Genomic DNA, 24721 nt, shown 5'->3' on the forward strand with positions numbered 1-24721 from the left:
TTGTTTCCTATCTCGGAACGCGAGGAAGCTTCAGGCCGGCGGTCGCAATCAGTTCGCGCATCACCTCGTTGACTCCACCGCCGAAGGTGATCACCAGGTTGCGCTTGATCTGCATGTCCAACCACTCCATGAGATCAGCAGTTTCGGGATCGATCGGATTTCCGTACCGCCCGACGATCTCTTCCGCCAGTCGACCGACCCGCTGGATACGCTCGGTCGCAAACACTTTGGTTGCCGAAGCGTCGGCGATATCCACCGAATCCGAATCACTCGACGCCACTTGCCAGTTGAGCAGTTCGTTGAGGCGGTACGTCGCATGAATTTCGCCGAGCGCGCGCCGTACGTCAACGTGATCAAGCAGGTTTTCACGCTTGGCCCAATCGAAGACGTGGTCGTAAATCCCTGCGACACGACCTGCCGGACCGAGCATGACGCGTTCGTGGTTGAGCTGCGTCGTGATCAGGCGCCAGCCCTGATTCTCCTCACCCACAAGCATGTTCGCCGGAACGCGAACGTCCTCGTAGTAGGTGGCGTTGACATGATGCGCACCGTCGCAGGTGATGATCGGGGTCCAGGTGTAGCCGGGATCTTTGGTGTCCATGATCAGGATGGAGATGCCGCGGTGCCGTGAATCGGCAGACCCTGTCCGCACGGCGAGCCACACGTAATCGGCGTCATGCCCGCCGGTGGTGAAAATCTTCTGGCCGTTGACGACGTACTCGTCGCCATTTCGTGCCGCCGAAGTGCGCAGTGCTGCAAGGTCGGTGCCGGCTTCCGGTTCGGTGTAGCCGATCGCGAAATGCACTTCACCGGCGAGGATCGCGGGCAGGAATTTCTGCTTCTGCTCCTCACTGCCGTACTTCTGCAGAGTCGGGCCGACGGTCTGCAACGTCACCGAAGGCAGTGGGACATCCGCCCGCACAGCCTCGTTGACAAAAATCTGCTGCTCGACTTCACCGAACCCACGTCCGCCGAACTCCACCGGCCAGCCGACGCCGAGCCAGCCGTCCTTGCCCATACGACGGATGACCTCGCGATAGGTAGGGCCATGCCGCTCCACGCGCATGATCTTGGCCTCTTCGGGCGAGATCAGCGTCGAGAAGTAGCGTCGAAGTTCAGCTTGCAATGCGCGCTGACTGTCGGTCAGATCGATGAACACCGGGCCCCCACGAGGTCGAGTCGCTGCGAAGCACCGCCGAGCAGGCGTGCCAGGTCTTTTGCAGTCGAGTAGTAACGATGAAGTGGATACGTGACGTCGACGCCCAGACCGCCGTGCAGGTGGTGAAGCACCTGCATCGTGGCAGGCACTTCTTGGGCGATCCAGTACGCCATGACGTCGAGGTCCGACTGGGCGTCCAGGCCCTCCGACACGCGCCAGGACGCCGACAACGCCGCGACGTGAAGGGTCCGGGAGGTGACGTACGCGTCGGCTATCTGTTGTGAGACTGCCTGGAACGTGGCGAGCGGCTTACCGAATTGCTCACGCGAGCCGACATGTGCCGCAGTGAGATCGACGGCGCCGGACACCAAACCGTCTACAACGGCTCCGATGCTTGCCGTGGCGATCCGGTACAGCGTCTGGACGGCTTCCTCGCCGGCACCGAGAAGTTCACCGACGGCCTCGTCCAGGGTGACTGCGAACTCGGGACTGCCGGACGCACTGGGAGTCGGCGTCAATGCGACGCCGGCGGCGGTCGGATCGACGAGAACGACTCCGGCGTCGGTGGGCACAAGGATTCTGTGTGCGCTCGCCGCGAAAGGCACGGCAAGCACCGTCCCGCTGACGCGATACCAGTCGCCCGACTGATGGGCGGTGGTCGACGGCTGTGCCGGGAACTGCTGACCCGGCTCACCGAGCGCCGCGGTGAACACCCGTCCGGCGCCGACTCCGGTGAGCAATTCGTCCTGTTGAGCGTCGGTCCCCAGAGCGACTATGGGGAGTACACCGAAGCCGAGGGTTGCGAGAGCCGGAATTGGAGCGGCGGCCCGGCCGACCTCGACGAGGAGGGAACCGACGTCGGCGACGGAGAGTCCCTCGCCGCCCAGACGCTCGGGCAGGGCCAACGTGAGCAGGTCGGCATCGGCGAATGCCGCCCAGAGCGCGTCCGGCTCCAGTTCGCGGGCAAGGAGCGCGGTAGCCACCTCGGCTACCGCTTCCTGGGTTTCATCGGGAGTGAAGTCCACGCTGGCAATCCTGTCTCTGATGTAGAACGTGTTCTAGTTGTATCACCAACGTGGACATTTCTAAAGGCCTCTACTCACGCCGTCTAATCACGGGGCAGGCCCAGAATTCTCTCCGCGGCGACGGTCAACAGAATCTGCGTGGTTCCGCCGGCAATCGACAGGCATCGCGTGTTGAGGAACTCACGCGAGAGCGGACCCTCCACCCACCCGGCAGTACCACCCAATTCCATGGCGAACTCCGCGACATTCTGACGCTGGCGCACGCCCACCAGCTTGCGGACGCTCGACGCCGGACCCGGATCCTGACCGTCCAATTGCCGCAGTGTCGTGCGCAATTCCAGCAGTGAGCCCACCATGGCGGTTCCGATCAGCCCACCGAGCTTGTCTGCCACCACAGGATCGGGGTCGCCGGCCAGCTCGAGCAATTCCTCCATCGCACCGCCGAGCGAAGAGCCACCGCTCATTGCGACCCGCTCGTTGGCGAGGGTCGTTCGGGCCAGTTTCCAGCCTCCGCCGAGCTGGCCGACGACGCACTCGTCCGGCACGAAGACGTCGTCGAGGAAGACTTCGTTGAACAGGGCATCTCCGGTGATCTCGCGCAGCGGCGAGATCCGAATCCCAGCCGTCTTCATGTCGAGAAGGAAGTACGTAATGCCCTTGTGCTTGGGAACCTCGCGATCGGTCCTGGCGAGGCAGATGGCCCAGTCAGCTTCACGCGCAAGCGAAGTCCAGACTTTCTGGCCGTTCAGCTTCCAACCGCCGTCGACCTTTTCCGCGGTCGTGCGCAGTGCCGCAAGATCCGAACCTGCGCCGGGTTCGCTGAAGAGCTGGCACCAGGTGATCTCGCCCTTGAGCGTCGGAGTCGCAAATCTTTCGATCTGCTCCGCACTGCCGTGCTCGAGGATGGTCGGCACTGCCCACCAGCCGATCACCAGATCGGGTCGGCCGATACCGACGGCCGCCAACTCTTCTTCGATCAAAATCTGTTGCGCGGCCTTGGCGCCCCGGCCGTACGGCTTGGGCCAGTGCGGCGCAAGGTAGCCCGATTCGGCCAATGCGTTGCGCTGCTCGGATTCGGGCAGCGCCACCAATTGCGCTACCTCTTCGCGAATTTCGGACCGGTCGGATTCGAGCTCGCTCAAGTCGATCTGAAGATGACGCCGTGCGCCGCCGATCGTCAATTCCGCGACGCGTGCGCGCCAATGAGACGATCCGCCCAGAATCTGCCGGAGCGACAGTGCTCGACGAAGGTAGAAGTGCGCCTCGTGCTCCCAGGTGAATCCGATGCCGCCGAGCACTTGAATGCAGTCCTTTGCCGTGTCGACAGCGGCATCCAGCGACACCGCGGCGGCCACTGCTGCGGCGATCGGAAGTTCGTCGCCCGACTCGGCAGCGACCGCACCATCCCAGGCGACGGCTCCGGCATTCTCTACGCGACACAGCATTTCGGCGCAGATGTGTTTGATCGCCTGGAACGAGCCGATGGGCTTTCCGAATTGTTCGCGAATCTTCGCGTACTCCACCGCAGTACGCAGGCTCCACGCCGCAATTCCGGCAGCTTCGGCAGCCCCAAGTGCCGCCGCTAGGTCGGAAACCGATCCTGGCGCAATGTCATCGAGGATTCGGTCGGCATCGACCGTCACTCGATCGAAGGAGACTCGCGCCAGTGGTCGCGACTTGTCGATCGTGTCGACCGCTTCGTAGGTCACGCCTTCGCCGTCTCCGTCGACGAGAGCCCAGACGACACGCGAGCCTTCGTCTTCGGACACGACGCCCGCCGACACGAGTACCGATACGCCCGAATCGCCGCCCCAGGCGTAACCTCCTTCGCCATGAAGCTCGATGCCGCCGGACGCATTCGCCGTTGCCGCAACTGGACTTTCGTCCAATACGACGGCACACGGCAGCGCACCGTCGGCGAGCGTTTCGGACCATCGCTTGGCAGCGGGCGACGAACTACGCCCCACCACCAGAGCTGCGAGTGCAGTCGTGAGAACAGGACCCGGCACGAGTTCGATTGCCGCCTGCTCGAGCATTGCTGCGAGATCGACGATTTCGGCCCCGGCTCCGCCTACCGCTTCGGGAACGGCGACCGAAAATATCCCGAGAGACGCGAACTCGGACCATTTCTCCCGCCACGAAACTGCTGGTCCACGGCGTACCATGTCCATCGGCGTGGCCGAGCGAGCCCAGGCCTCTATCGATTCCTGGACCGCCCGCTGTTCATCGGTCGTGGCGATTGTCACAACTGGTTCCCGCCTCTCGATAAGTGACACAATTGTTTAGAACGTGTTCTAATATGACACCTGGCCAAGAGTCAAGGCGCGAAGGAATTTGTCGATGACCACAACATCCCGATCCCGCTCCAACGCGGTTGCTTCTGCAACGCTCGGGGACGACGATCTCAGCTCCAACGCGCAACGTGAACGCCGCAAGCGGATTCTCGACGCAACACTCGCCTTGGCGTCCAAGGGGGGCTACGAGGCTGTTCAGATGCGCGCCGTGGCCGAGCGTGCCGACGTCGCAGTCGGAACGCTCTATCGCTACTTCCCGTCCAAGGTTCACCTACTGGTGTCCGCCCTGGCACGCGAATTCGAGAAGATCGATTCCAAGGGCAAGATCCCACCTGGAACCAGCCCGCTCGAGCGGATGCAGCTGATCCTCAGCCTCATCACCCGCGCGATGCAGCGCGATCCGCTCCTCACCGAAGCGATGACTCGCGCGTTCATGTTCGCCGACGCCTCCGCAGCGGCCGAGGTCGATCAGGTGGGCCAGTTGATGGACCGCCTCTTCGCACGAGCGATGACCGAAGAGGAGCCAACCGAAGAGCAGTTGGCGATCGCGCGCGTGATCTCCGATGTGTGGCTGTCCAATTTGGTGGCATGGCTCACGCGACGCTCTTCGGCTACCGATGTCGCCAATCGACTGGAATTGACGGTTGAACTGCTGCTCGGTGACGGAACTCGGAAACCCGAATAGACATCCTTTGTCGCATCTGTCATTTTTGCACTGATCGGCCGGAAACGTATCGAGCCAGGAGTCGCTGCATCACCTAGATTTGAAGAGGTGAGCGCACAAGATCTGTCCATCGAACTCCGCCGAGCGCTGTCAGGCGTGGCACGCACGCCGCGTCTGCTCGTAGCCTCCGACTACGACGGGACGATGGCACCCATCGTCGCCAACCCGGACAAGGCGTATCCCCGGGCGGAAACGGTGCGTGCGCTCCGCTCTCTCGCCAGCCTCGCGTCGACGACGGCTGCCGTGATCTCGGGCCGCGCCCTCAAGGATCTGGCTGCGCTGTCCCGACTTCCCGCCGAAGTGCAATTGGTCGGCAGCCACGGCTCCGAGTTCGACATCGGATTCGTCCACGCGATCGACGCCGACGCCAGGAAACTGCTCGACGAGATCGTCACCGAGTTGGGCCGAATCGCCGCCGACACCCCTGGGGCAACGGTGGAGAAGAAGCCCGCCAGCGTTGCACTGCACGTACGCAACACCAGTGCCGACGACGCCGAGAAGGCGCTCATCGCCGTCCGCACCGAATCGGCACTCTGGCCAGGCGTTCAGGTCACCGAGGGCAAATCGGTGGTCGAGTTGGCTGTCATCGCCACCGACAAGGGGCACGCACTCGACTTGATTCGCCATCAGGACGGCGCAACCGCTGCCGTCTTCATCGGCGACGACGTGACCGACGAAAAGGCGTTCAGCAGGCTCCAGGGGCCGGACATCGGAATCAAGGTCGGCAGCGGGGACACCGTCGCCGACTATCGCGTCGACAGCACCGAGGACGTCGCTGCCGCTCTGGCGTTCCTGCTCGACGAGCGTCGTACGTGGCTTTCCGGCGCCGACGCTCCGCCCATCGAGCGACTCTCGATGCTCGCCAGTCCGCGCACCGTCGCTTTGGTGACCCCGGATGCGACGCTGACCTGGTTGTGTCACCCGGAACCGGATTCAGCGGCCGTCTTCGCACACCTTCTCGGCGGAACCGGGGCCGGGCACTTCTCGGTCGGGCCTCGACGCACAGCCTTGCCGCTGAGCCAGAAGTACATCGACAGCACGATGACAGTTCAGACCCGCTGGGCGAGCCTGTCCGTCACCGACTACCTCCCCCACGACGTCCCACAGGGACGAACCGACCTGACCCGCATCATTTCCGGTCAGGCCGACGCGATCGTCTCGTTTGCACCCCGTCCCGAGTTCGGCCAGGGTCAGGTCACGCTCGAGGTCGTCGACGAGGGCATTCGGGTCCTCGGCACCAACGAGCCGTACGTGCTCCGCTCCCCCGGTGTGCTGTGGAACATCGCCACCGACGGAAACCAGCAGACCGCCCACGCCATCGTCGAGCCGTCCAAGGGTGACGTCGTCCTCGAATTGCGCTGCGGAACAGAAGAAATCGGCCCGTCCGACGTTCCGGAGCTCGAGCGTCGAGCGACCTCGGAGGCCTACTGGTCCGATTGGGCCAAGACGCTCGAACTCCCGAAGCTGAAGCCGGACTTGATGAAACGCTCTGCACTGACCTTGCGCGGGCTGGTCCACGCCGATTCCGGTTCCATCATGGCTGCCGCGACGACGTCCCTGCCGGAAGAGATCGGCGGAGTCCGCAACTGGGACTACCGCTATTGCTGGTTGCGCGACGCCGCCCTCACCGCAACAGCTCTCGTGAGCGTCGGATCCACCGACGAGGCCGAGAACTACCTGGACTGGGTACACCGCGTGCTCGAAACACTGCCGGGACCCGAGCGCCTGCACCCCCTCTACACGCTCTACGGGACTTCGCTACCGCCAGAGGCCGTCATCGATTCACTCCCCGGATACGCCGGCTCCCGGCCGGTCCGCGTCGGAAACGCCGCGAATCAGCAGGTTCAACTGGACGTGTTCGGCCCGATCGTCGAGCTCATCGTCGAACTGGCGAATGCACGCGAAAAGGCCGGTGATCCCGATCCTTTGAGCGACCGCGACTGGGAACTGGTGTGCGCCATGGTCGAAGCAGTGCAGCGGCGCTGGTTCGAACCCGATCACGGCATCTGGGAAATTCGCGACAACCCGCGCCACCACGTCTATTCCAAGGTTATGGGCTGGGTCACCGTCGACCGCGCCGTCGATCTTGCGACCCGCTTTTCTCGCGAGGCCCTGCCCGAGTGGGTGGAACTGCGTGACCAGATCGCCGACGAAGTACGACACAAGGGCTGGAAGGACGACGTCCAGTCGTACACCGCAGCCTACGACGGTACCGATCTCGACGCGGCGACTCTGCACATCGGGCTGTCGGGGCTGATCGATCCGACGGATCCGCGCTTTGCAGCGACCGTCGTAGCCACCGAGGCCGAACTACGCAGCGGCTCAACGGTATACCGCTACCATCACGACGACGGCCTGCCCGGCATCGAAGGTGGATTCCATCTCTGTGCCGCCTGGCTCGTCGAGGCATACCTACTGATCGGGCAACGCCTGCAAGCAGAGGCACTGTTCGACCAGTTGGTCGCGGCAGCGGGTCCCACCGGACTGCTCGCGGAGGAGTACGACCCCATCGCGGAACGCTCACTGGGCAACCACCCCCAGGCGTACAGCCATCTGGGCTTGTTGCGCTGCGCCCAACTCCTGGCGTGAGCGCTACCCCTTGATCCGACCTGATGTTCGCCCGGCCAGTAGTTCGGTGTCGAGCATCTCGACTATCGGAACGCCGGATCCGGACGGCGACATCAGGAGCGCACCGGCACGCCGGCCCTTCTCTTCCTGGGGCTGGCGCACCGTTGTCAGTGATTCGCGCAGCGCCTCGTCGACGCCGTCGAATCCGGTGATCGACAGTTGGCCAGGTACATCTATGCCCTGCCAGCGCGCCCAGTCCAAGGCGCCGAGAGCCAGCACGTCGGTGGTGCAGACCAGTGCGGTGATCTCGGGGTTGGTCGCGAGAGCTTCCGCCGCCGCCGAGTGCCCGGACTGCGATGTGTGGACGTACCGCTCGATCACGGTGAGTGAGAGTGGGTCCATGTCGGACGCCACCATCGCGTCGCGCACTCCTTCGATCCGCTCACGCTGGACGTGGAAGTGTGGGGACTTGAGTCGTTCCTGGCTGACGACGCCGTCCATCCGGTCGCGCCCCAGCCTCATGCAGAGCACGCCGATGTCGCGGTGGCCGAGCCCGATGAGGTAGTCGGCGACCTTGCGCATGGCAGCGCGGTCGTCGATGCCCACGAGGGATGCACCGGGAATCTCGCGGGGCTGGTCGCAGACGACGATCGGAATGTGACGCTCGAGCACGGCAGCGAGATACGGGTCGTCGTCGGCCACGGAGTAGACGACAAAGCCGTCGACGCCCGCCTGCTGGACCACGGCTGCAGCATCCACCTCGTCGCGGCCGGGCCCGGCCGGGATGAGCAGCAAGCCCTGGCCGGCGTCCTCACATGATTCCGAGAGACCGGCAAGGAAGCTCATGGCGGCCGGGTCGCGGAACGAATAACTGAGTGCTTCGGTGAGCAGGAGACCGACGGCGCCGGCTTTGCGAGTTCGCAAGGAGCGGGCGACCGGATCAGGTCCGGGGTATCCGCGTCGCTTGGCCGCTTGGAGCACTCGATCCCGCAGCTCGACGGAGAGCTGATCGGGTCGGTTGTACGCGTTCGAGACTGTAGTTCTCGACACATTGAGCTCGGCGGCAAGCGACGCCAAAGTGGCTTGACGGCGTGGCTGACGGGACCGGGGCATAAACGGACGTTAGCCGTAGTGCCCGCAGACGGCGCGTTGGGGCTGAACCGAAGGTGAACTACCAGCGACTATGCGCTAATGTGTAACGGTAACGGTTTCCAATAGCATTTAGCCCAGCCTTTGTTCAGGAGAAAAGCACGTGCGTTCGTCGTCGAAATTCCGCACCGCCACCGCCCTCGCGGCCGTCTCGGTCGCCGCAGCATTCGCGCTCACCGCGTGCAGCTCAACCTCCTCGAAGGACGACGGCATCACCGTCGTCGCATCGACGAACGTGTGGGGCAACGTCGCGCAGGCCGTCGCCGGCGACAAGCTGACCGTGACGTCGATCATCAACGAGCCGTCCGCGGACCCGCACTCGTTCGAGGCGACTCCCGCCGATGCCGCCAAGATCACCGACGCATCGCTCGTCGTCTACAACGGTGGCGGCTACGACCAGTTCATCACCGACGTCCTCGACGCAGGCAAGGGCGAGCAGAAGACGGTCAACGCCTACAACCTGCTCGACGGCGGCATCCACGCCGGCGAAACCGCGGGCGAATCGCATGACGGTCACACCCACGGCGCAGTCAACGAACACGTCTGGTTCGACATCCCGACCGTCGACGCCGTCGCACATTCGGTGGCCGATCAGCTGAGCGCTCTCGATCCGGACAACGCGGCGACCTACGAGGACAACGCGAAGGCATACAGCCAGAAGCTCGCCGGCGTCACAGCGATCACCGATTCCATCGCCGCTGCCCACGCAGGCGCACCGGTGGCGCAGACCGAGCCGATCGCGCACTACCTCCTGGTCGCAGCTGAACTGAAGGACGCAACTCCCGAAGAGTTCACCAGTGCCATCGAAGACGGCAACGATCCTTCACCGGCCGCAATCGCCGCAACGCGCCAGCTCCTCTCGGAGAAGCAGGCCCGCGCACTGGTCTACAACATCCAGACGCAGGACAAAGTGACCCAGGACATGCGCACCACAGCCGAAACCGCCGGAGTGCCCGTCGTCGAGGTTACGGAGACTCTCCCCGAGGGCCTGGACTACATTCAGTGGCAGACGCAGACCGCGGAGTCGCTCGCAAACGCCCTCTCTGCCCAGTAATTATTTGCCCCACCATTTCCGAGAAGAACCGATCGGCTTGTGACAGAAACTTCCGCGAATACTCCTGTGCCCCCTGGTAACACCGTGCCTTCTGGTAACACCGCGCCTTCAGCGGCCTCCGTGCCCGCTGTGACGCTGAAGGACGCTCGATTGTCCTTCGGCGCCCGCACATTGTGGGACGGGCTCGATCTCGAGGTACAGCCAGGTGAGTTCATCGCCGTACTCGGGCCGAACGGGTCGGGCAAGACCTCGCTCCTGAAGATTCTGCTGGGCCAACTACAACTCAGCGGCGGCAGTGCACAGATCGTCGGCACGCCGGCACGGGCCGGGAACTCACACGTCGGGTACATCCCGCAGCAGAAATCCATCGACGACGGCCTCCCGCTCCGAGGCCGCGACCTGGTCGGCCTCGGCGTCGACGGTCACCAGTGGGGTACTGGCCTACTGCGTCGGGGTCGTCGCCGCAAGATCGTCGACGACGCCATCGCACAGGTCAGCGCCCAGTCGTTCGCCGACGCTCCCATCGGTTCCATGTCCGGCGGTGAGCAGCAGCGACTGCGAATCGCACAGGCTTTGGTCGGCGACCCGCGGATCCTGTTGTGCGACGAGCCGCTGCTCAGCCTCGACCTCGCCAACCAGCACCTGGTCTCGACGCTGATCGACAAGCGTCGGCGCAGCCATGACACCGCGGTGCTGTTCGTGACGCACGAGATCAATCCGATCCTGCCGTTGGTGGATCGAGTGCTCTATCTGGTGGACGGCAAATTCCGGATCGGGACGCCGGCCGAAGTGATGACGTCCGAGGTTCTCTCGGATCTGTACAACACCGACGTCGAAGTGTTGCAGGTTCGTGGCCGCCTCGTCGTGATCGGCACCGGCGACGCCATCGACGCGCTCGGCAGCGCAGGCGGACTACGCCCGGGAGAAGGCGTTCACCATTCTGATGAGGATCACCACCAGTGAGTAACAAGTTCACCGACGCGATGTCGCGGATGTTCGACGTGTCCGCCACCGTCGACCTACTGCAGTACGACTTCGTCCAACAGGCGTTGATTGCCGGTGCCATCCTCGGATTGTTGGCCGGCATCATCGGGCCGCTGATCGTGAGCCGTCAGATGTCGTTCTCGGTGCACGGAACGAGTGAGCTGTCACTGACGGGCGCATCCGCCGCACTTCTCGTCGGTGTGGGCGTCGGCTTCGGTGCCATCGTCGGATCCGTGGTCGCGGCAGTGCTGTTCGGACTGCTCGGAGCCAAAGCGCGCGACCGAGATTCGGTGATCGGCGTGATCATGGCTTTCGGCCTCGGCCTGTCGGTGTTGTTCCTCTGGGCGTACGACGGTCGCACGGGAACCAGCTTCTCGTTGTTGGTCGGACAGATCGTGGCGCCGGGAAACAGCGGTCTCGAACTTCTGCTGCTGTGCGCGGTCATCGTGATCGGCACACTCGGATTCATCTACCGCCCTTTGCTGTTCGCAAGCACCGACCCCGAAGTTGCTGCAGCTCGCGGTGTTCCGGTCCGGGCACTGTCGATCGTGTTCGCAGTGTTGGTCGGCATCACCGCAGCACTCGGCGTACAGATCGTCGGTGCTCTGCTGGTGATGTCGCTGCTGATCACCCCCGCAGCGGCCGCCGCGTACGTCACGGCAAGCCCACTCAAGGCCACGATCCTCTCCGTCGTGTTCGCCGAACTGGCAGCCGTCGGCGGCATCCTTCTCTCGCTGGCCCCCGGCGTTCCCGTCTCGAGTTTCGTCACCTCGGTCTCGTTCGTGATCTACCTGATATGCCGACTCTTCGGATCCGCACGTCGCAAGAATGCCGGACGGATTCCGGCGCACGCCTGAACACCGAGAGCCCATACCTACCTAGAATCGAGGTATGGGCTACAGCGTTGATCTGAACAGCGACCTCGGCGAGGGCTTCGGAGCCTGGACCCTGGGCGACGACGACGCCATGCTCGAACTTGTCACCAGCGCGAACATCGCCTGCGGATTCCATGCCGGCGACCCGACGACGCTGTTGGCGACTTGCGAATCCGCCGCCACCCGCGGCGTCCGGATCGGCGCGCAGGTGGGGTACCGAGACCTCGCCGGTTTCGGCAGACGCTTCATCGACGTCTCCCCGAAGGACCTCACCGCCGACGTCATTTATCAAATAGGGGCACTCGACGGTTTGGCTCGTGTCGCCGGATCGCGGGTCACGTACGTCAAACCCCACGGCGCGCTCTACAACGCAATAGTCCATCACCGACGGCAGGCGCGGGCCGTGGTCGCCGCCGTCGTTGCCTACGACAGTTCGCTACCTGTTCTCGGACTACCGGGTTCGGTGTTTCTGGAAGAGGCGCGCGAGGCCGGTCTCGACGTGGTCGCCGAGGCTTTTGCCGATCGTGCGTACACGGCGGAAGGCACCCTGGTCCCCCGCACCGAGTCGGGCGCCGTTCTGCACGACCCGACGCTTGTTGCAGAACGGGTTCGGCGAATGGTCGTCGACGGCGAATTGGACGCAGTCGACGGGAGCACGTTGAAAGTCGCTGCCGCATCGGTGTGCGTGCACGGTGACAGTCCAGCAGCCGTCGACATGGCCGTGGCAATCCGTGCTCTCCTCGAATCTTCCGACGTCGAGATCACGCCGTTCACATGATCACGATCCTGCCCGCCGGTGAATCCGCAGTCCTCGTCGAGTACGACGAACTGCCGAGCGTGCTGGGCAACTTCAGGGCTCTCGACGCCAGTCGGATCCCCGGAGTGATCGACCTGATTCCCGCGGCGCGAACCATCTTGATCGAGTACGACAACACGATCACCGCGCACCAACTGGTGGAGAAATGGGTACGTGGGGCCGTACCGATCGAACTCACAGCAGACGAGAGCGGGTCTGCTGTCGAGATTCCGGTCCGCTACGACGGCCCCGATCTCGTAGAGGTGGGCAAGCTGACCGGACTCGGGGTCGACGGTGTGATCGATGCTCACACGTCTGCGCCGTGGACCGTCGCGTTCATCGGTTTCGCCCCCGGCTTCGCGTATCTGACCAGCAACGAGAGAAGGCTCGAAGTTCCACGTCGATCGGACCCGCGCAGGCAGGTCCCGGCCGGTGCAGTCGGGTTGGCCGGACCGTTCTCGGGCGTCTACCCGCGTAGTTCCCCAGGCGGGTGGCAGTTGATCGGAACGACTGAACTGTCGGTGTGGGATGCCGAGCGCCGCCCGCCGGCGCTGCTTCTACCCGGCACCACAGTCACATTTGTTCGTGCATGATTTTGGTGCAAGCATGATTTTGGTGTCTTCACCGCGCTGTTGCGGGACAATGGATTCATGGCCTGGCTCGAGGTTGTGCGTACCGGCCCGCTCGCCACAGTTCAGGACCGCGGGCGGAGAGGCTACGGTGCCCTCGGGGTCGGAAGATCCGGCGCCGTCGACATGATCTCGCACGACAGCGCCAACAGACTCGTAGGCAACACTTTTCGAGCAGCAACCATCGAAGTCACCGCTGGCGGTTTCGCTATGCGGGCCGTCGGTTCGATGACGGTGGCAGCGACAGGCGCGCGGGTGCCGCTGGCCGTCGACGGACGGCCGGCACCTGACTACGCGAGCATCCATCTGGGTAGTGGCAGCATTCTCGAATTGGGTTACAGCACAACCGGGTTGAGAACGTATATCTCTGCACGCGGTGGCGTCGACGTCCCGCAGGTACTCGGAAGCAGATCCACCGACACGCTCTCCGGACTCGGGCCGCCGCCGCTCGCCGCCGGCGATCTAGTCCTCCTCGGGGCCGAGGAAGGGACGTGGCCCACCGAAGAGTTGATTCCACCGCCCGCACCTGCACTCGGCGCGGTTCCGATCGAGATCACGCTCGGCCCCCGAAATTCCTGGTTCACCGCCGCATCCGTTCACGCGCTCCTTCACACCACGTGGAAAGTCACCGAACACACCAACCGAGTCGGGGTCCGGCTACAGGGCCAAGGGCCTTTGCATCGCTCACGCACCGGGGAATTGCCGAGCGAAGGCGTCGTGACGGGATCCATCCAGGTGCCGCCAGGCGGCCAGCCCGTCGTGTTCCTCGCCGACCATCCCGTGACCGGCGGATACCCGGTCATCGCCGTCGTTTCCGACGCCGGGATTGCGTCGCTGGCACAGCTGCGGCCCGGCAGCACCATTACCTTCAAGGCCACTACTCGGCCGTCGTAGCGCTGATAGTCTCAGCCGCGCCAGCAATGCTGCCGGCGGCGCTCGGCCGTCGCCAAAACCTGAAGGACTGTCACACTATGAGCCCTAAGAGCAGCACACTTGCTCTCGGAATAGCGTCACTGATCACTGCTGCACTCGTCTTGTCCGGATGCAGCAGTTCGGAAAGCGGCGACGCCGTCTCCAGTGATACCAACACCAGTGAGACCACTGCTTCCGAAAGTTCTGCATCCTCGCCGTCTGCCGCTGCCGCGACGCCGACTTTGCGGGACGGAACACCGTTCATCGGTGAGCGGACGACGATCGAAACCGGCGACGACCCCGAAGCGCCGAGCATCAGCGTCAGCCTCCCGCCGAGCTGGACTCACGGCGAGAACATCCCTGCCGGCGTTACGGACGCGTTGTCCAGCAACAGCCAGGAACCCAGCGGTTTCATGCCGAACACCACGGTGACGGTCGAAAACCAGGGCACCGCAACAAAAGACGAGGTTCTTGCCGCTGCGCGTGAAACGATCGCCACTCTCGACGGGTGGACCGAGGTGAAGTACACCGAGATCGACGTCGACGGACAGCAGGGTTTCCGCCTCTCCGGAACTTGGACCGCCCCAAACCTGGACGTTCCGCTCTACGCCGTCATGACGGTCGTCGCTTACCAAGCCGACGACAACTCGCCGGTCTACCTGGTCAGCTTTGCAAACCAGTTCACCGACACGACGAACATGCAGACCTCCAACCAGGTGGAAGAAATCAACACCTCGATCGAATTCGGCTGAGCACCTGATGGTTTGAATACCCGATCTCCGAACAACCGCGGCGGGCCGAGACTACGACAGTCTCGGCCCGCCGTTTCACAACTCTCGCCTAGCTCGAACCGAACAGGCCGCTGAGGGAACCGAGGCCACCACTCAACGAGCCGAGCGATCCGATTCCGCCACCGGTTCCGGGGCCAGTGGGATCAACCGGATCAACGGGATCGACCGGGTCAACCGGATCGACCACATCCGCGGCGCGGACAGTGATGGACGGGCCCAAGTTGGCGAAATTCGCACTCGACTGGAATCCGTTGCCCATCACCGTGGCACCTACCGCCAATCCACTTCCGTACACGGTTCCCGGCGCACACGAAGCAGTAACCGTGTAGCTGGTCTTCATGGTCACCGGTTTGCTGCCGTTGTTGATCCAGCCGGCACTGGTCACCTCGAGCGTCGTGGGTGTCAGTTCCGGCGTTTCAGTGGTTTCGGTCATCGTCCCGCCAACGTGAAACTTCGTGACCTTCGCCGAGCCCGGGACAAAGGTCAAGCATGCGGCATGCGTCTCGGTGAACCTGCTGATATACCCGTCGATTCCGCTCTTCTTCGACACTGTCGTGTAGGTGATCGTGTCACCGATCTTCGGCGACGCATTGTCCACGGTGCGAGTAAATGTGTAGGCACCGGAAGTTGCTGTCTCGGCAGTCGCGACTCCCGCACCCAGCGCGCTTGCGCCCACAGCAAGAGCAATCACCCCCAAACCAGCTCCAACGGTGGACAGACTACGATTCCTGGATCCAAACTTTGCCACGAACAATCTCCACTCTGTGTGGTTCCAGGACAACCGAATTCATTGATTACTGGAACTTGTTGCAACCCGACTCTCGAAGTACGATACAGTCGACCTGGACATTCGCCCAGCTTTTCGTCGAAATAGTCGACAATCAGTTAACGGCAGGCAATCGACACCGAAAAAGTCCTCTTAATTCGGACTTTTCCGCAAATTCTGCCGAACTGATACATAGGCAAGCGTCCGATAGGTTTCAATGGTTACCGCGGCGCAACCTTTGAAGAGTCATCCCATCGCCGTCAGCGTGAACCCCTCGAACGGAGAATTTCATGTCACGTTTTTCAATGCGCAAAACACTCACCGGAATCGCAATCGCTGCACTTGCCACCAGCGGACTCGTGATGACCGCAGGCACCGCGAGCGCCGATGCCACCCACCCGTCCGCGGCAACGGTCAACTCCTCCAACGTCCGAATCACCAAGAGCATCGTGGGCGACGGCGAAGTTGCACCCGGCGGCAAAGTCACCGTGCGCACGGTCATCTCCACAACAGGCCACCCCGAGCGTTACGTCGACCAGTTCGTCGACCGCTACCCCGCCACGTTCAAGTACATCCAGGGCACGGCAACGGTCAACGCGTGGCACTTGATCGGCGGTCAGAAGACCGAATCCGTCACGCCTTCGGTTGACACTGCCGCCCGAACCGTGAATGTGCCCAGCACCGGCTGGCTGATCTCACCCACCGGAAGCAAGACCGTGACGATCGAGGCGCAGTACCTCGTCGCCGACGATGCACCGATCGGCTCGTACCAGGAAATGTCGAGCTCGATCGGTATCTCGACGTTCAATACCGAACAGAACATCAGCGGCGTCTACGCCAAGATCCGCGCCAAGAACCCCGGCGAGGCGGCCGCATCGGGCTCGGCAGATCTGGGCTTCGGCTCTTCTGACGGCGAGGGCGGAACCGGTTCGGCCGGATCCTCCATCCTCGACAACCCGGCCGGCTTCATCTCCGACATCATCAGCGGTGTCCTGGCCAACGGCAGCTGATTCACTCGCTCCGCCTGCTCCACCTGTAAACACTCCGTCGGGGAATGTGTTCGAGGGTGGCATCGAGTCTTCGGACTCGGTGCCACCCTCGATCTTTTGTGGCGATCACACTCCGTCGCGCCTGCATCAAAGAACCAAATAGGAAAGCATTACCTAAGTCATTCGCGGTATGATCCACCGATGAGTTCCACAGGATTTCCGTACTGGGCTGTGCCGGCAGGCCGGTACGTTCCGCTCCCCTTCTCGATGACGACGTCCACCATCGGGCGTGATCAGAAGCGCGCGTGGCGTGAGATCCGCCATCCCGAACACGAACTCCTCTGGGGCGCTTCCGGCGAGATGAGCGCGTACATCGACGACGTTCGTTGGCAGATACCACCGACGGTCGGCATGTGGATTCCGGCTGGAACTCCACGGCGCATCACGCTCGGCGCATCCACCGAGGCTCGTTTCACCTATTTCCGGCCCGAGTCGTTCCCCCACCCGTGGACAAAACCCGCGATCATCGGCATCGACGACGTCGTCAAGACGATGCTCATCCATCTGCACCAGCGAAATATGCCTACCGAGGCTCGCTTGCGCGCCGAATCCGTAGTCTTCGACACGCTCGCGCCCATCGAGGCGGCTGATGTCGCAGTACCGATGCCCGCCGATCCCCGGGCCCTCGCCGTCGCACGCCGCCTGATCGCCGACCCCGCCGATCAACGCGGGCTTGCCGATTGGGCCTACGTGGTCGGCGGAAGCCCCCGCACCCTGAGCCGCGTGTTCTCTCAAGGCACGGGGATGTCCTTCACCGAGTGGCGAATTCAAGTTCGCGTCCGCGCTGCGATGTCCTATCTCGCTGCGGGCGTTCCTGTTTCGACGGTAAGCCGTCGCGTCGGATACGAAACCCCCAGCGCCTTCACCAGCGTGTTCCGCAAGGTCACCGGACGCACACCGAAGAACTACTACTCGGACGCGTGCGAGTTGTCAGCCTAACTGGTCAGAACCCGTTCATCTTCGAGACCAGTTCCGCGAAAGCATATTTGACGCTCAGCGACGTGGGTGACGCCAAGGCCATGACTCGCGCCAGACCGAGCTGCTGAATCAGCCTGCCGTCCTTGACTGCCGGCAGGTCGGCAAACAACTTGTCCCCCATCAATCCGGGTAGCCCCTGACCACTCGCGTCGTTGAGCACGATCACGTCCGCGTCCAGTTCGTTGTACTGTTCGCGCGATGCAGTCACCGACCCCTGGGTGTCGCCGCACAGCTCTGCGCTTCCGGCCGACTGCTTCAGTCCGAGCTGGGACATCAGGATGACTCGGCCGTCGTCAGCGCAGTAATTGGTGAGGCCGTCGATGTTTCCCGAGAGGAAGGTCAAGGTTTTCCCGTTCAGATTGGGGGATCCGGCAGCCAGGTCGGCTATGGAATCGTCAGTTTCCTCGATCAGCTCGGCAGCCCGCTTCGGTTGGCCGAGTACTGATCCGATGGTCGACAACTGTTCCTGCCACGTGGTCGCCCATGCGGTCTCCTTGAACGGAATGGTGGGTGCGATCTGGGAAAGACGTGCATAGTCGTCTTCGGTGATTCCCGAGACCACTGCGATGATCACGTCCGGCTCCAACGCCAGGATCTGCTCGAACGGCACACCGGACGTGCTGTCGAGCAACGTGGGTTCGACATCGCCCAACAATTCTTCGTCCCACGGCAGGATGCCGTTCTCCAAGCCTGCCCCACTGAACGACTCCATGGCGACGGGTGTCTTGCCCAGTGCGAGGACCGAATCCTGGCTGTTCCAGCCGATAGTCACGATCCGCTGAGGTTCGGTCTCGATGGTGGTCGACCCGTACGCGTGATCAACGGTGACCGGCAGCGCGCCGGCCTCGGCCAACTGCGTCGTGCCCTCCGACGCTGTTGACTCGGTGCTGCTCTGGCAGCCTGCGAGCAGGGCAATCGCGGCCAACGCAGCCACTATTCGGGTAGTGCTCTTCATCTTCTGTCAGCTCTCTTCGCAAACGTACTTTGTTTCGACCAGCCAGGTATATCGAGACCCGATCCCGGTAATGGGGTGTCGATACTCCATCTGGCCGCTGCCGCGTAGCCCTTGGCATCTGCGAGCACTTTCCGCACTCGCACCGGCTCTACCGTAGAACTGCACAACGAGTGTTCAGATCTGGGCGAGGAGTTTCACGAGTGTCAGCGCTGCCCGAAACTCGTTCCGGTCCGATGGAGATGATCCGAGTCGGATCATTCTCCTCCGGACGCGGCCCGCGACTGGTTGCAGCCGTCACCGGGCAGGCGTCGTATCAGGTAGCTCAAGCCCTCATCCCGGTGCTGATCGGCACCGTCGTCGACCGGGCAATCGGAAAGTCCGACAGCACAGCACTTCTCGTGTGGCTTGCGGTGCTGTGTGCTCTGTTCGTGGGACTCGCTCTGTCGTGGCGCATCGCAGTTCGCCTGAACACGCAGGTCTTCGTCTACGGCGAACACGACCTACGACTGAATGCTGCCAGACGAGTACTCGATGCCAGGGGGATGAAAGCTCAGCGTTCGACCGGTGAAGTTCTCACCATCTCTACCTCGGATGCCTCACACGTCTCGGGCTTCTCCTGGGTTGTCGCCGAACAGGGCTCGGCATTTGCGGGGCTCGCCGCGGCAGTGATTTCGCTTGCCTTCGTCTCGTGGCCGCTCGCACTGATCGTCGTACTCATCACCGCTGCGCAGCTCATATTCATCCACAAGATCAGCGGTCCGTTGGACGAGCGCGTGTATGCAGAGCAGAAGAAGGCAGCCGAGGCAGGCATGCTTGCAACGGATTTCACGCTGGGACTGCGGGTACTGAAGGGTTTCGGGGCTGAACCCACCGCCCTGTCGCGATACGTCAACGCGAGCCGGGAGTCGATGAAGGCAGCGATCCGGACGGTCAGAGCAATGTCCAGCCTGACCGCGCTCAATTCCGGGGTCTCCGCGTTGGTGCTGGCTTCGGTTGCGCTTGGAGCCGCGTGGATGGCGCATCAAGGCACGATCACCGTGGGCAACTTCGTCACCGTTGTCGGCTTGAGCAGAGTGATTGCCGGTCCGATGGAAACGCTGGGGTTCTTCGGTGCCGAACTCGCTGCCAAGCGAGGTTCCGCGCGCAGACTGTCCGAACTGTTGGCCGAGCCACACCTGATCGAATCGCTGGCCCCCACGGCCGCGACCGAACCTGCCAGAACTGAAGACGCCCTATTGATTTCGGCGGACAACGGAACCGTCGTCTCAGCTCGCCGCGGAGAAGTGGTGGGTGTGCGCGCTGACGATTCCGCCGACCGACTGGCACGACAACTCGCCTATCAGACCCCGCTCGCCCCCGACTCTTACTTCGTTTTCGGCACCGATGCAACCGACCTCGGCCCGGACGGAGTTCGTGATCAGGTGTTCGTCTCCGCCCATGAAGGAACCGTGTTCACCGGCACCGTCTTCGACAATCTGGCTGCACCGAACGTCGACTCGTCGGCAATGACGTCATCTGCGCTCGACGACGTGTTGACGCATCTGCCCGACGGCCACCTCTCCGAGGTAGGCGAGCAAGGAAAGAAACTCTCCGGAGGTCAACGCCAACGCCTTCTCCTCGCCCGCGCTCTCCATCAACCCCAGCCGATCCTGGTCCTCCACGAACCCACCACGTCCGTGGACTCTGTCACCGAGCATCGAATTGCACACTCCCTGAGAAACTTCCCCGACAAGGCCATTCTGGTGATCACCTCGAGCCCGACCCTGCTCCATTCGTGTGACCGTGTCGTCACGATCGACCACTGCGTTCGGGAGGGAGAGTCGCTGTGACCGATCCCCTTCCGGATGCATCTGCTGTTCCGGTTGCATCCGCCCTGCCGATCGCGTCGACCAAGCAGACCGTCCGCGCATTGATCGCACTGCTTCGGCCACGCAAGCGAGCGCTCGCACTCACGACCGTCGTACTTCTCTCTGCTACGGCCTGCGGCCTGTCCACCCCGGCACTGCTCGGACTCATGGTCGATGCGGTCACGGAGGGCAAACCGTTTGCCTCACTCCTGCGTATCACCGCGTTCATGCTCGGCGCAGCGGCAGCAGGAGTTGCGCTGACCTGGTGGAGCACACAGCTTCTGGCGAATGTCGCGCAGAACGTGCTGGCCGATCTTCGCGAGGACGTGTTCGCCGCCACCCTCGCGCAGCCGTCGTCACTGGTCGAGGATGCCGGAACCGGTGATCTGATTTCCCGGGTCTCGGGCGACGTCGAAGCGGTAAACACCGTCATCGCGCGAGTACTACCCGCCACCGTGTCTGCCCTGTTCATGATTTCACTGACGCTTGTCGGTGTGGGAGTGATCGATTGGCGCTTCACCGTGGCAATCGTTGCCGTTGCGCCGATTCACTATTTCGCTCTTCGTCATTTCCTCCGACGCTCCGGACCCGTCTACCGACGCTCTCGCGCTGCGCAGGCCAGGCGGGGACAACAGCTCATCGAAACTCTCGGAGGCGCAGGCACTGTCACTGCCCTGCGGCGAACAGACGAGCACATCGGCCGAATCGCCGAGACCTCCGAGCACGCCATCAGCTTCGACATGCAGGCAGTTCGCCTGCGCACCAACTTCTTCGCCCAACTCAACGGCGCCGAACTGCTCGGACTGGCCGCCGTCCTGAGCGTCGGCTACTGGCTCGTGACCACAGGCTCGGTGTCCATCGGGGCCGCTACCGCCGCCGCCCTCTACTTCCACAGTCTGTTCAGCCCCATCGCGGTATTTCTCTCGAACATCGACGAATTGCAGGATGCGGGTGCCAGCCTGGCTCGCCTGATCGGAGTCACCGCGATGCCCGGGCGGCCCACGAGCATTCCTGCCTCGGATCGGTCCGAACCCATCGGCGTCGAGGTGGACCGGGTTTCCTACTCGTACGACAACTCCACCCCGGTGATCGATTCGATCTCGATCTCGATCGCACCGGGGGAACGAATCGCCGTCGTCGGAAGCAGCGGCGCCGGAAAGACCACGCTCGCCAAACTGATTGCCGGCATCATTCCCGTCGGGGACGGGCGAATCACCGTCGACGGCACACTGATTGACGACCTGAGTGATGCCGAACTTCGGCACGAAGTCGTCCTCGTCAGCCAGGAAATTCACGTGTTCGTCGGGACGATCGCCGACGATCTCCGGTTGTGTGCACCAGATTCGGACGATGCGAAGATCGCCGAAGCCGTCGACACGATGAAAGCTCAATGGATTCATGAACTTCCGGACGGACTCGAGACCAGGGTCGGGGCCGGTGGGTACCAGTTGACGGCAGCGCAGGCACAGCACATAGCCCTCGTCCGACTGGCTCTGCTCGATCCTCCCGTCGTCATCCTCGACGAGGCGACTGCCGAAGCCGGAACCACCGCAGCCGGTCTACTCGATCAGGCAGCCGAACTAGCAGTCACCGGCCGGACCGCCGTGGTGATCGCACACCGGCTGAGCCAAGCAGTCCGCGCCGATCGCATACTCGTCATGAGCGGTGGCCGCGTAGTCGAGAGCGGGACACATGACGAACTGATCGGCGCGGACGGTTCCTACGCTGCACTGTGGGAAGCCTGGTCGGTACGGAGCTAGAACCCCGCCAGACTCACCCGAAAGCCGTTAGAACTCAGCTGCTACGACGCCTGCGGGCGATGTCCGCCAGGACGACTCCGGCGGCAACCGAGGCGTTGAGCGACTCGACCGGACCGGCCATCGGAATCGACAGGATCGCGTCGCAGTTCTCGCGGACGAGGCGCGAAAGGCCCTTGCCCTCGGAACCGACCACGATCACAACGGGACCGCTGCCGTCGAAATCGTCGAGAGTGGTGTCGCCCTCGGCGTCGAGACCGACGACCTGAACACCCTTCGATGCCCAGTCCTTGAGCGTGCGGGTGAGGTTGGTTGCCCGAGCAATCGGCAAACGAGCGGCAGCGCCGGCGCTGGTACGCCAAGCGACAGCACTCACGCTCGCGCTACGACGCTCCGGAATCACGACGCCGTGTCCACCGAAAGCTGCGACCGAGCGCACGACGGCACCCAGGTTGCGGGGATCGGTGATGTTGTCCAGCGCGACGAGCAGCGGCGGCTCGGCATGCTTGCGTGCCTCCGAGAGAAGATCGTCCGGGTGCGCGTAGCGGTACGGCGGAACCTGCAGGGCGATGCCCTGGTGAAGACCGTTGGCGCTGAGGCGATCCAGATCGGTGCGGGGGACCTCGAGGATCGAGATGCCGGCATCCGCAGCGAGCTGAACGGATTCCTTCAGTCGATCGTCGCTCTCGGTGCCGACGGCGACCCACAGTGCAGTCGCCGGAACGCCGGCGCGTAGGCACTCGACCACCGGGTTGCGTCCGAGCACTGTCTCGGGACCGTCGAGAACCTTGCGGCCCGGACCCGGACGGCCACCGCGCCCCTGCTTCTCGTCGGCACGTGCGGCGCGCGCTGCACGCTTCGCCGCGGGATGCTTGGTGCGTGCCTCGGCGGGCGGCGTAGCGCCACGCCCTTCGAGACCGCGACGGTGCTTACCGCCGGAACCGGCAACCTGGCCCTTCTTGGTGCCGCCCTTACGGACTGCGCCGCGCCTGCTCGAGTTTCCAGCCATTGTTACTGCCCTGCCTTAAGGGACCATTCGGGTCCGTCGGGAGTATCGGTTACTTCGATACCCGCCTTGATGAGGCGATCGCGGACCTCGTCCGCCACCGCCCAGTTCTTTTCCGTACGTGCCTGCTGCCGACGATCGAGATCGGCCCGCACCAACACGTCCAAAGCTTCCATTGCCGTCTCGGTGTCGCCACCGGACTGCGTCCAATGCTCGTCGAGTGGGTCGACGCCCAGGATCGCGAGCATGGCCCGCACCTGGCCGGCAGCCACCCGAGCCGCGTCGAGATCACCGGCAGCGAGCGCGGAATTACCCTCGCTCGCCTTGCCGTGAATCTCGGCCAACGCGATCGGCACCGACAAGTCGTTGTCGAGAGCCGCCGCGAAACCTTCGGTCCACGTACCGAGTTCGACGCCGCCCGCACGCTTGTGTGTGCGCAGGACGAACGACTCGAGCCCCTGGTAGGACTTCGCACTTTCGTCCAACGCCTCGTCCGAGTACTCGAGATTGGAACGGTAGTGCGCACTACCGAGGTAGTACCGAAGTTCTTGCGGACGAACCTTCTTGAGCACGTTCGGCACCGAGAGAACGTTGCCCAACGACTTGGACATCTTCTCGCCACTCATCGTGACCCAGCCGTTGTGCAACCAGTACTGAGCGAAATCGTCGCCGGCGCACTTGGCCTGCGCAATTTCGTTCTCGTGGTGCGGGAAGACGAGATCGCGTCCACCACAATGGATGTCGAATGCCGCCCCGAGATAGAACTCCGCCATGGCCGAGCACTCGAGGTGCCAGCCCGGACGGCCGGGTCCCCACGGTGTCGGCCACGAGGGCTCACCGGGCTTGACGGCCTTCCAGAGGGTGAAGTCGCGAGGATCACGCTTTCCCTCGGCAGCGCTCTCGCCCTGATGAACGTCGTCGAGTTTGTGGCCGGACAGTGCGCCGTACTCGGGGTAGCTCTGCACGTCGAAGTAGACGTCACCGCCCGCCGCGTACGCGTGGCCGTTCTCGATCAGACGTTCCATCATCTCGACCATCTGCGTCACGTGGCCGGTGGCCCGTGGCTCGATGGACGGTGGCAGCACACCCAGTTGGTCGTAGGCCCACGTGAACGACCGCTCGAACGTCGCCGCCCACTCCCACCAAGGTCGACCGGCGCCGGCGGCCTTGTTGAGAATCTTGTCGTCGATGTCCGTCACGTTGCGCACGAAGGCAACGTCGTTGCCGTGCGCCAACAGCCAGCGACGCAGCACGTCGAAAGCGACGCCGCTGCGAACGTGTCCGATGTGAGGATCACCCTGAACTGTCGCCCCACACAGGTACACCGATGCATGTCCGGGGGCCAACGGAACAAAATCCCGAAGGGCCCGCGTACCGGTGTCGTATAGGCGCAGGGTCACGAC

Annotated in this window: 21 protein-coding genes; 13 read left to right on the plus strand and 8 right to left on the minus strand. The window is 63.4% G+C overall.

Annotated features, from left to right (window positions below):
- Positions 1–7 precede the first annotated feature (7 nt).
- The 3 genes from M1L53_RS05620 to M1L53_RS05630 all read right to left on the minus strand — a co-directional run bounded on the left by M1L53_RS05620 (position 8) and on the right by M1L53_RS05630 (position 4430).
- Positions 8–1159, minus strand: a complete 1152-nt coding sequence (locus tag M1L53_RS05620) for an acyl-CoA dehydrogenase family protein (protein WP_007734012.1) — start codon at positions 1157–1159, stop codon at positions 8–10.
- Positions 1144–2184: an acyl-CoA dehydrogenase family protein gene (locus M1L53_RS05625; protein ID WP_054187922.1), complete on the minus strand. Its 1041-nt coding sequence runs from the start codon at positions 2182–2184 to the stop codon at positions 1144–1146. Before M1L53_RS05625 ends, M1L53_RS05620 begins: the two co-directional genes overlap by 16 nt.
- A gap of 83 nt (positions 2185–2267) precedes the next feature.
- Positions 2268–4430 carry an acyl-CoA dehydrogenase gene (locus M1L53_RS05630; RefSeq protein ID WP_054187921.1) on the minus strand — a complete coding sequence of 721 codons (2163 nt, stop codon included), beginning with the start codon at positions 4428–4430 and terminating at the stop codon, positions 2268–2270.
- Positions 4431–4524: 94 nt separating this feature from the next.
- Here M1L53_RS05630 and kstR point away from each other — a divergent pair, with 94 nt between their 5' ends.
- Positions 4525–5163 carry a cholesterol catabolism transcriptional regulator KstR gene (kstR, locus tag M1L53_RS05635; protein WP_003945752.1) on the plus strand — a complete coding sequence of 213 codons (639 nt, stop codon included), beginning with the start codon at positions 4525–4527 and terminating at the stop codon, positions 5161–5163.
- 87 nt (positions 5164–5250) lie between these two features.
- On the plus strand, positions 5251–7791 hold the full coding sequence (otsB, locus tag M1L53_RS05640; protein WP_047269638.1) for a trehalose-phosphatase: 2541 nt from the start codon (positions 5251–5253) through the stop codon (positions 7789–7791).
- Between the two features lie 3 nt (positions 7792–7794).
- Here the strand turns inward: otsB and M1L53_RS05645 are convergent, their stop codons facing one another.
- The gene (locus M1L53_RS05645) at positions 7795–8883 is read right to left on the minus strand and encodes a LacI family DNA-binding transcriptional regulator (RefSeq protein WP_007733995.1); all 1089 of its coding nucleotides are present in this window, start codon (positions 8881–8883) and stop codon (positions 7795–7797) included.
- Between the two features lie 139 nt (positions 8884–9022).
- Here M1L53_RS05645 and M1L53_RS05650 point away from each other — a divergent pair, with 139 nt between their 5' ends.
- The 7 genes from M1L53_RS05650 (at position 9023) to M1L53_RS05680 (ending at position 14921) form a co-directional block, all read left to right on the plus strand.
- Complete coding sequence (locus M1L53_RS05650; protein WP_047269639.1) at positions 9023–9973, plus strand: metal ABC transporter solute-binding protein, Zn/Mn family; 951 nt, start codon at positions 9023–9025, stop codon at positions 9971–9973.
- A gap of 84 nt (positions 9974–10057) precedes the next feature.
- The gene (locus M1L53_RS05655; protein WP_047269722.1) at positions 10058–10936 is read left to right on the plus strand and encodes a metal ABC transporter ATP-binding protein; all 879 of its coding nucleotides are present in this window, start codon (positions 10058–10060) and stop codon (positions 10934–10936) included.
- On the plus strand, positions 10933–11814 hold the full coding sequence (locus M1L53_RS05660) for a metal ABC transporter permease (protein ID WP_003945811.1): 882 nt from the start codon (positions 10933–10935) through the stop codon (positions 11812–11814). Before M1L53_RS05655 ends, M1L53_RS05660 begins: the two co-directional genes overlap by 4 nt.
- A 34-nt stretch (positions 11815–11848) precedes the next feature.
- Entirely contained in the window at positions 11849–12610 is a 762-nt protein-coding gene (locus M1L53_RS05665; protein WP_042451845.1) for a LamB/YcsF family protein, read from the plus strand.
- Complete coding sequence (gene pxpB, locus M1L53_RS05670; RefSeq protein ID WP_083471200.1) at positions 12607–13221, plus strand: 5-oxoprolinase subunit PxpB; 615 nt, start codon at positions 12607–12609, stop codon at positions 13219–13221. Before M1L53_RS05665 ends, pxpB begins: the two co-directional genes overlap by 4 nt.
- A 57-nt stretch (positions 13222–13278) precedes the next feature.
- The gene (locus M1L53_RS05675; RefSeq protein ID WP_007733989.1) at positions 13279–14151 is read left to right on the plus strand and encodes a biotin-dependent carboxyltransferase family protein; all 873 of its coding nucleotides are present in this window, start codon (positions 13279–13281) and stop codon (positions 14149–14151) included.
- 77 nt (positions 14152–14228) lie between these two features.
- The gene (locus M1L53_RS05680; protein ID WP_039973380.1) at positions 14229–14921 is read left to right on the plus strand and encodes an LpqN/LpqT family lipoprotein; all 693 of its coding nucleotides are present in this window, start codon (positions 14229–14231) and stop codon (positions 14919–14921) included.
- 88 nt (positions 14922–15009) lie between these two features.
- Here M1L53_RS05680 and M1L53_RS05685 read toward each other — a convergent pair whose 3' ends face one another.
- Positions 15010–15651 (minus strand): hypothetical protein, encoded by a 642-nt coding sequence (locus M1L53_RS05685; protein WP_054187920.1) that lies wholly within the window; start codon positions 15649–15651, stop codon positions 15010–15012.
- Between the two features lie 365 nt (positions 15652–16016).
- On the opposite strand from M1L53_RS05685, the gene M1L53_RS05690 reads away from it, so the two are divergent.
- Positions 16017–16736 (plus strand): hypothetical protein, encoded by a 720-nt coding sequence (locus M1L53_RS05690; RefSeq protein ID WP_003945935.1) that lies wholly within the window; start codon positions 16017–16019, stop codon positions 16734–16736.
- 180 nt (positions 16737–16916) lie between these two features.
- The gene (locus M1L53_RS05695; protein ID WP_031332820.1) at positions 16917–17714 is read left to right on the plus strand and encodes an AraC family transcriptional regulator; all 798 of its coding nucleotides are present in this window, start codon (positions 16917–16919) and stop codon (positions 17712–17714) included.
- A gap of 4 nt (positions 17715–17718) precedes the next feature.
- Here the strand turns inward: M1L53_RS05695 and M1L53_RS05700 are convergent, their stop codons facing one another.
- Positions 17719–18708 (minus strand): iron-siderophore ABC transporter substrate-binding protein, encoded by a 990-nt coding sequence (locus M1L53_RS05700; RefSeq protein ID WP_003945426.1) that lies wholly within the window; start codon positions 18706–18708, stop codon positions 17719–17721.
- A gap of 200 nt (positions 18709–18908) precedes the next feature.
- Between M1L53_RS05700 and M1L53_RS05705 the strand changes: the two genes are divergently transcribed.
- Both M1L53_RS05705 and M1L53_RS05710 read left to right on the plus strand, forming a co-directional pair.
- The gene (locus M1L53_RS05705) at positions 18909–20537 is read left to right on the plus strand and encodes an ABC transporter ATP-binding protein (RefSeq protein WP_054187919.1); all 1629 of its coding nucleotides are present in this window, start codon (positions 18909–18911) and stop codon (positions 20535–20537) included.
- The gene (locus tag M1L53_RS05710) at positions 20534–22315 is read left to right on the plus strand and encodes an ABC transporter ATP-binding protein (protein WP_054187918.1); all 1782 of its coding nucleotides are present in this window, start codon (positions 20534–20536) and stop codon (positions 22313–22315) included. Before M1L53_RS05705 ends, M1L53_RS05710 begins: the two co-directional genes overlap by 4 nt.
- A gap of 34 nt (positions 22316–22349) precedes the next feature.
- On the opposite strand, the gene rlmB is transcribed toward M1L53_RS05710, so the two are convergent.
- A complete protein-coding gene (gene rlmB, locus M1L53_RS05715; RefSeq protein WP_003945749.1) occupies positions 22350–23321 on the minus strand; it encodes a 23S rRNA (guanosine(2251)-2'-O)-methyltransferase RlmB in 972 nt (323 codons plus the stop codon).
- A 2-nt stretch (positions 23322–23323) separates the two neighbouring features.
- A complete protein-coding gene (gene cysS / locus M1L53_RS05720; protein WP_003945830.1) occupies positions 23324–24718 on the minus strand; it encodes a cysteine--tRNA ligase in 1395 nt (464 codons plus the stop codon).
- Positions 24719–24721 lie beyond the last annotated feature (3 nt).

This window comes from Rhodococcus sp. T9N, assembly GCF_024436645.1.
Classification (GTDB): Bacteria; Actinomycetota; Actinomycetes; order Mycobacteriales; family Mycobacteriaceae; genus Rhodococcus_F; species Rhodococcus_F qingshengii.

Excerpts from the sequence above, each read along its gene's own strand:
- M1L53_RS05675 (WP_007733989.1), top strand. The coding sequence starts at position 13,279 with ATGGCCTGGCTCGAGGTTGTGCGTACCGGCCCGCTCGCCACAGTTCAG.
- M1L53_RS05680 (WP_039973380.1), top strand. The coding sequence starts at position 14,229 with ATGAGCCCTAAGAGCAGCACACTTGCTCTCGGAATAGCGTCACTGATC.
- M1L53_RS05695 (WP_031332820.1), top strand. The coding sequence starts at position 16,917 with ATGAGTTCCACAGGATTTCCGTACTGGGCTGTGCCGGCAGGCCGGTAC.
- M1L53_RS05700 (WP_003945426.1), bottom strand. The coding sequence starts at position 18,708 with ATGAAGAGCACTACCCGAATAGTGGCTGCGTTGGCCGCGATTGCCCTG.
- M1L53_RS05665 (WP_042451845.1), top strand. The coding sequence starts at position 11,849 with ATGGGCTACAGCGTTGATCTGAACAGCGACCTCGGCGAGGGCTTCGGA.
- M1L53_RS05645 (WP_007733995.1), bottom strand. The coding sequence starts at position 8,883 with ATGCCCCGGTCCCGTCAGCCACGCCGTCAAGCCACTTTGGCGTCGCTT.
- rlmB (WP_003945749.1), bottom strand. The coding sequence starts at position 23,321 with ATGGCTGGAAACTCGAGCAGGCGCGGCGCAGTCCGTAAGGGCGGCACC.
- kstR (WP_003945752.1), top strand. The coding sequence starts at position 4,525 with ATGACCACAACATCCCGATCCCGCTCCAACGCGGTTGCTTCTGCAACG.
- M1L53_RS05690 (WP_003945935.1), top strand. The coding sequence starts at position 16,017 with ATGTCACGTTTTTCAATGCGCAAAACACTCACCGGAATCGCAATCGCT.
- pxpB (WP_083471200.1), top strand. The coding sequence starts at position 12,607 with ATGATCACGATCCTGCCCGCCGGTGAATCCGCAGTCCTCGTCGAGTAC.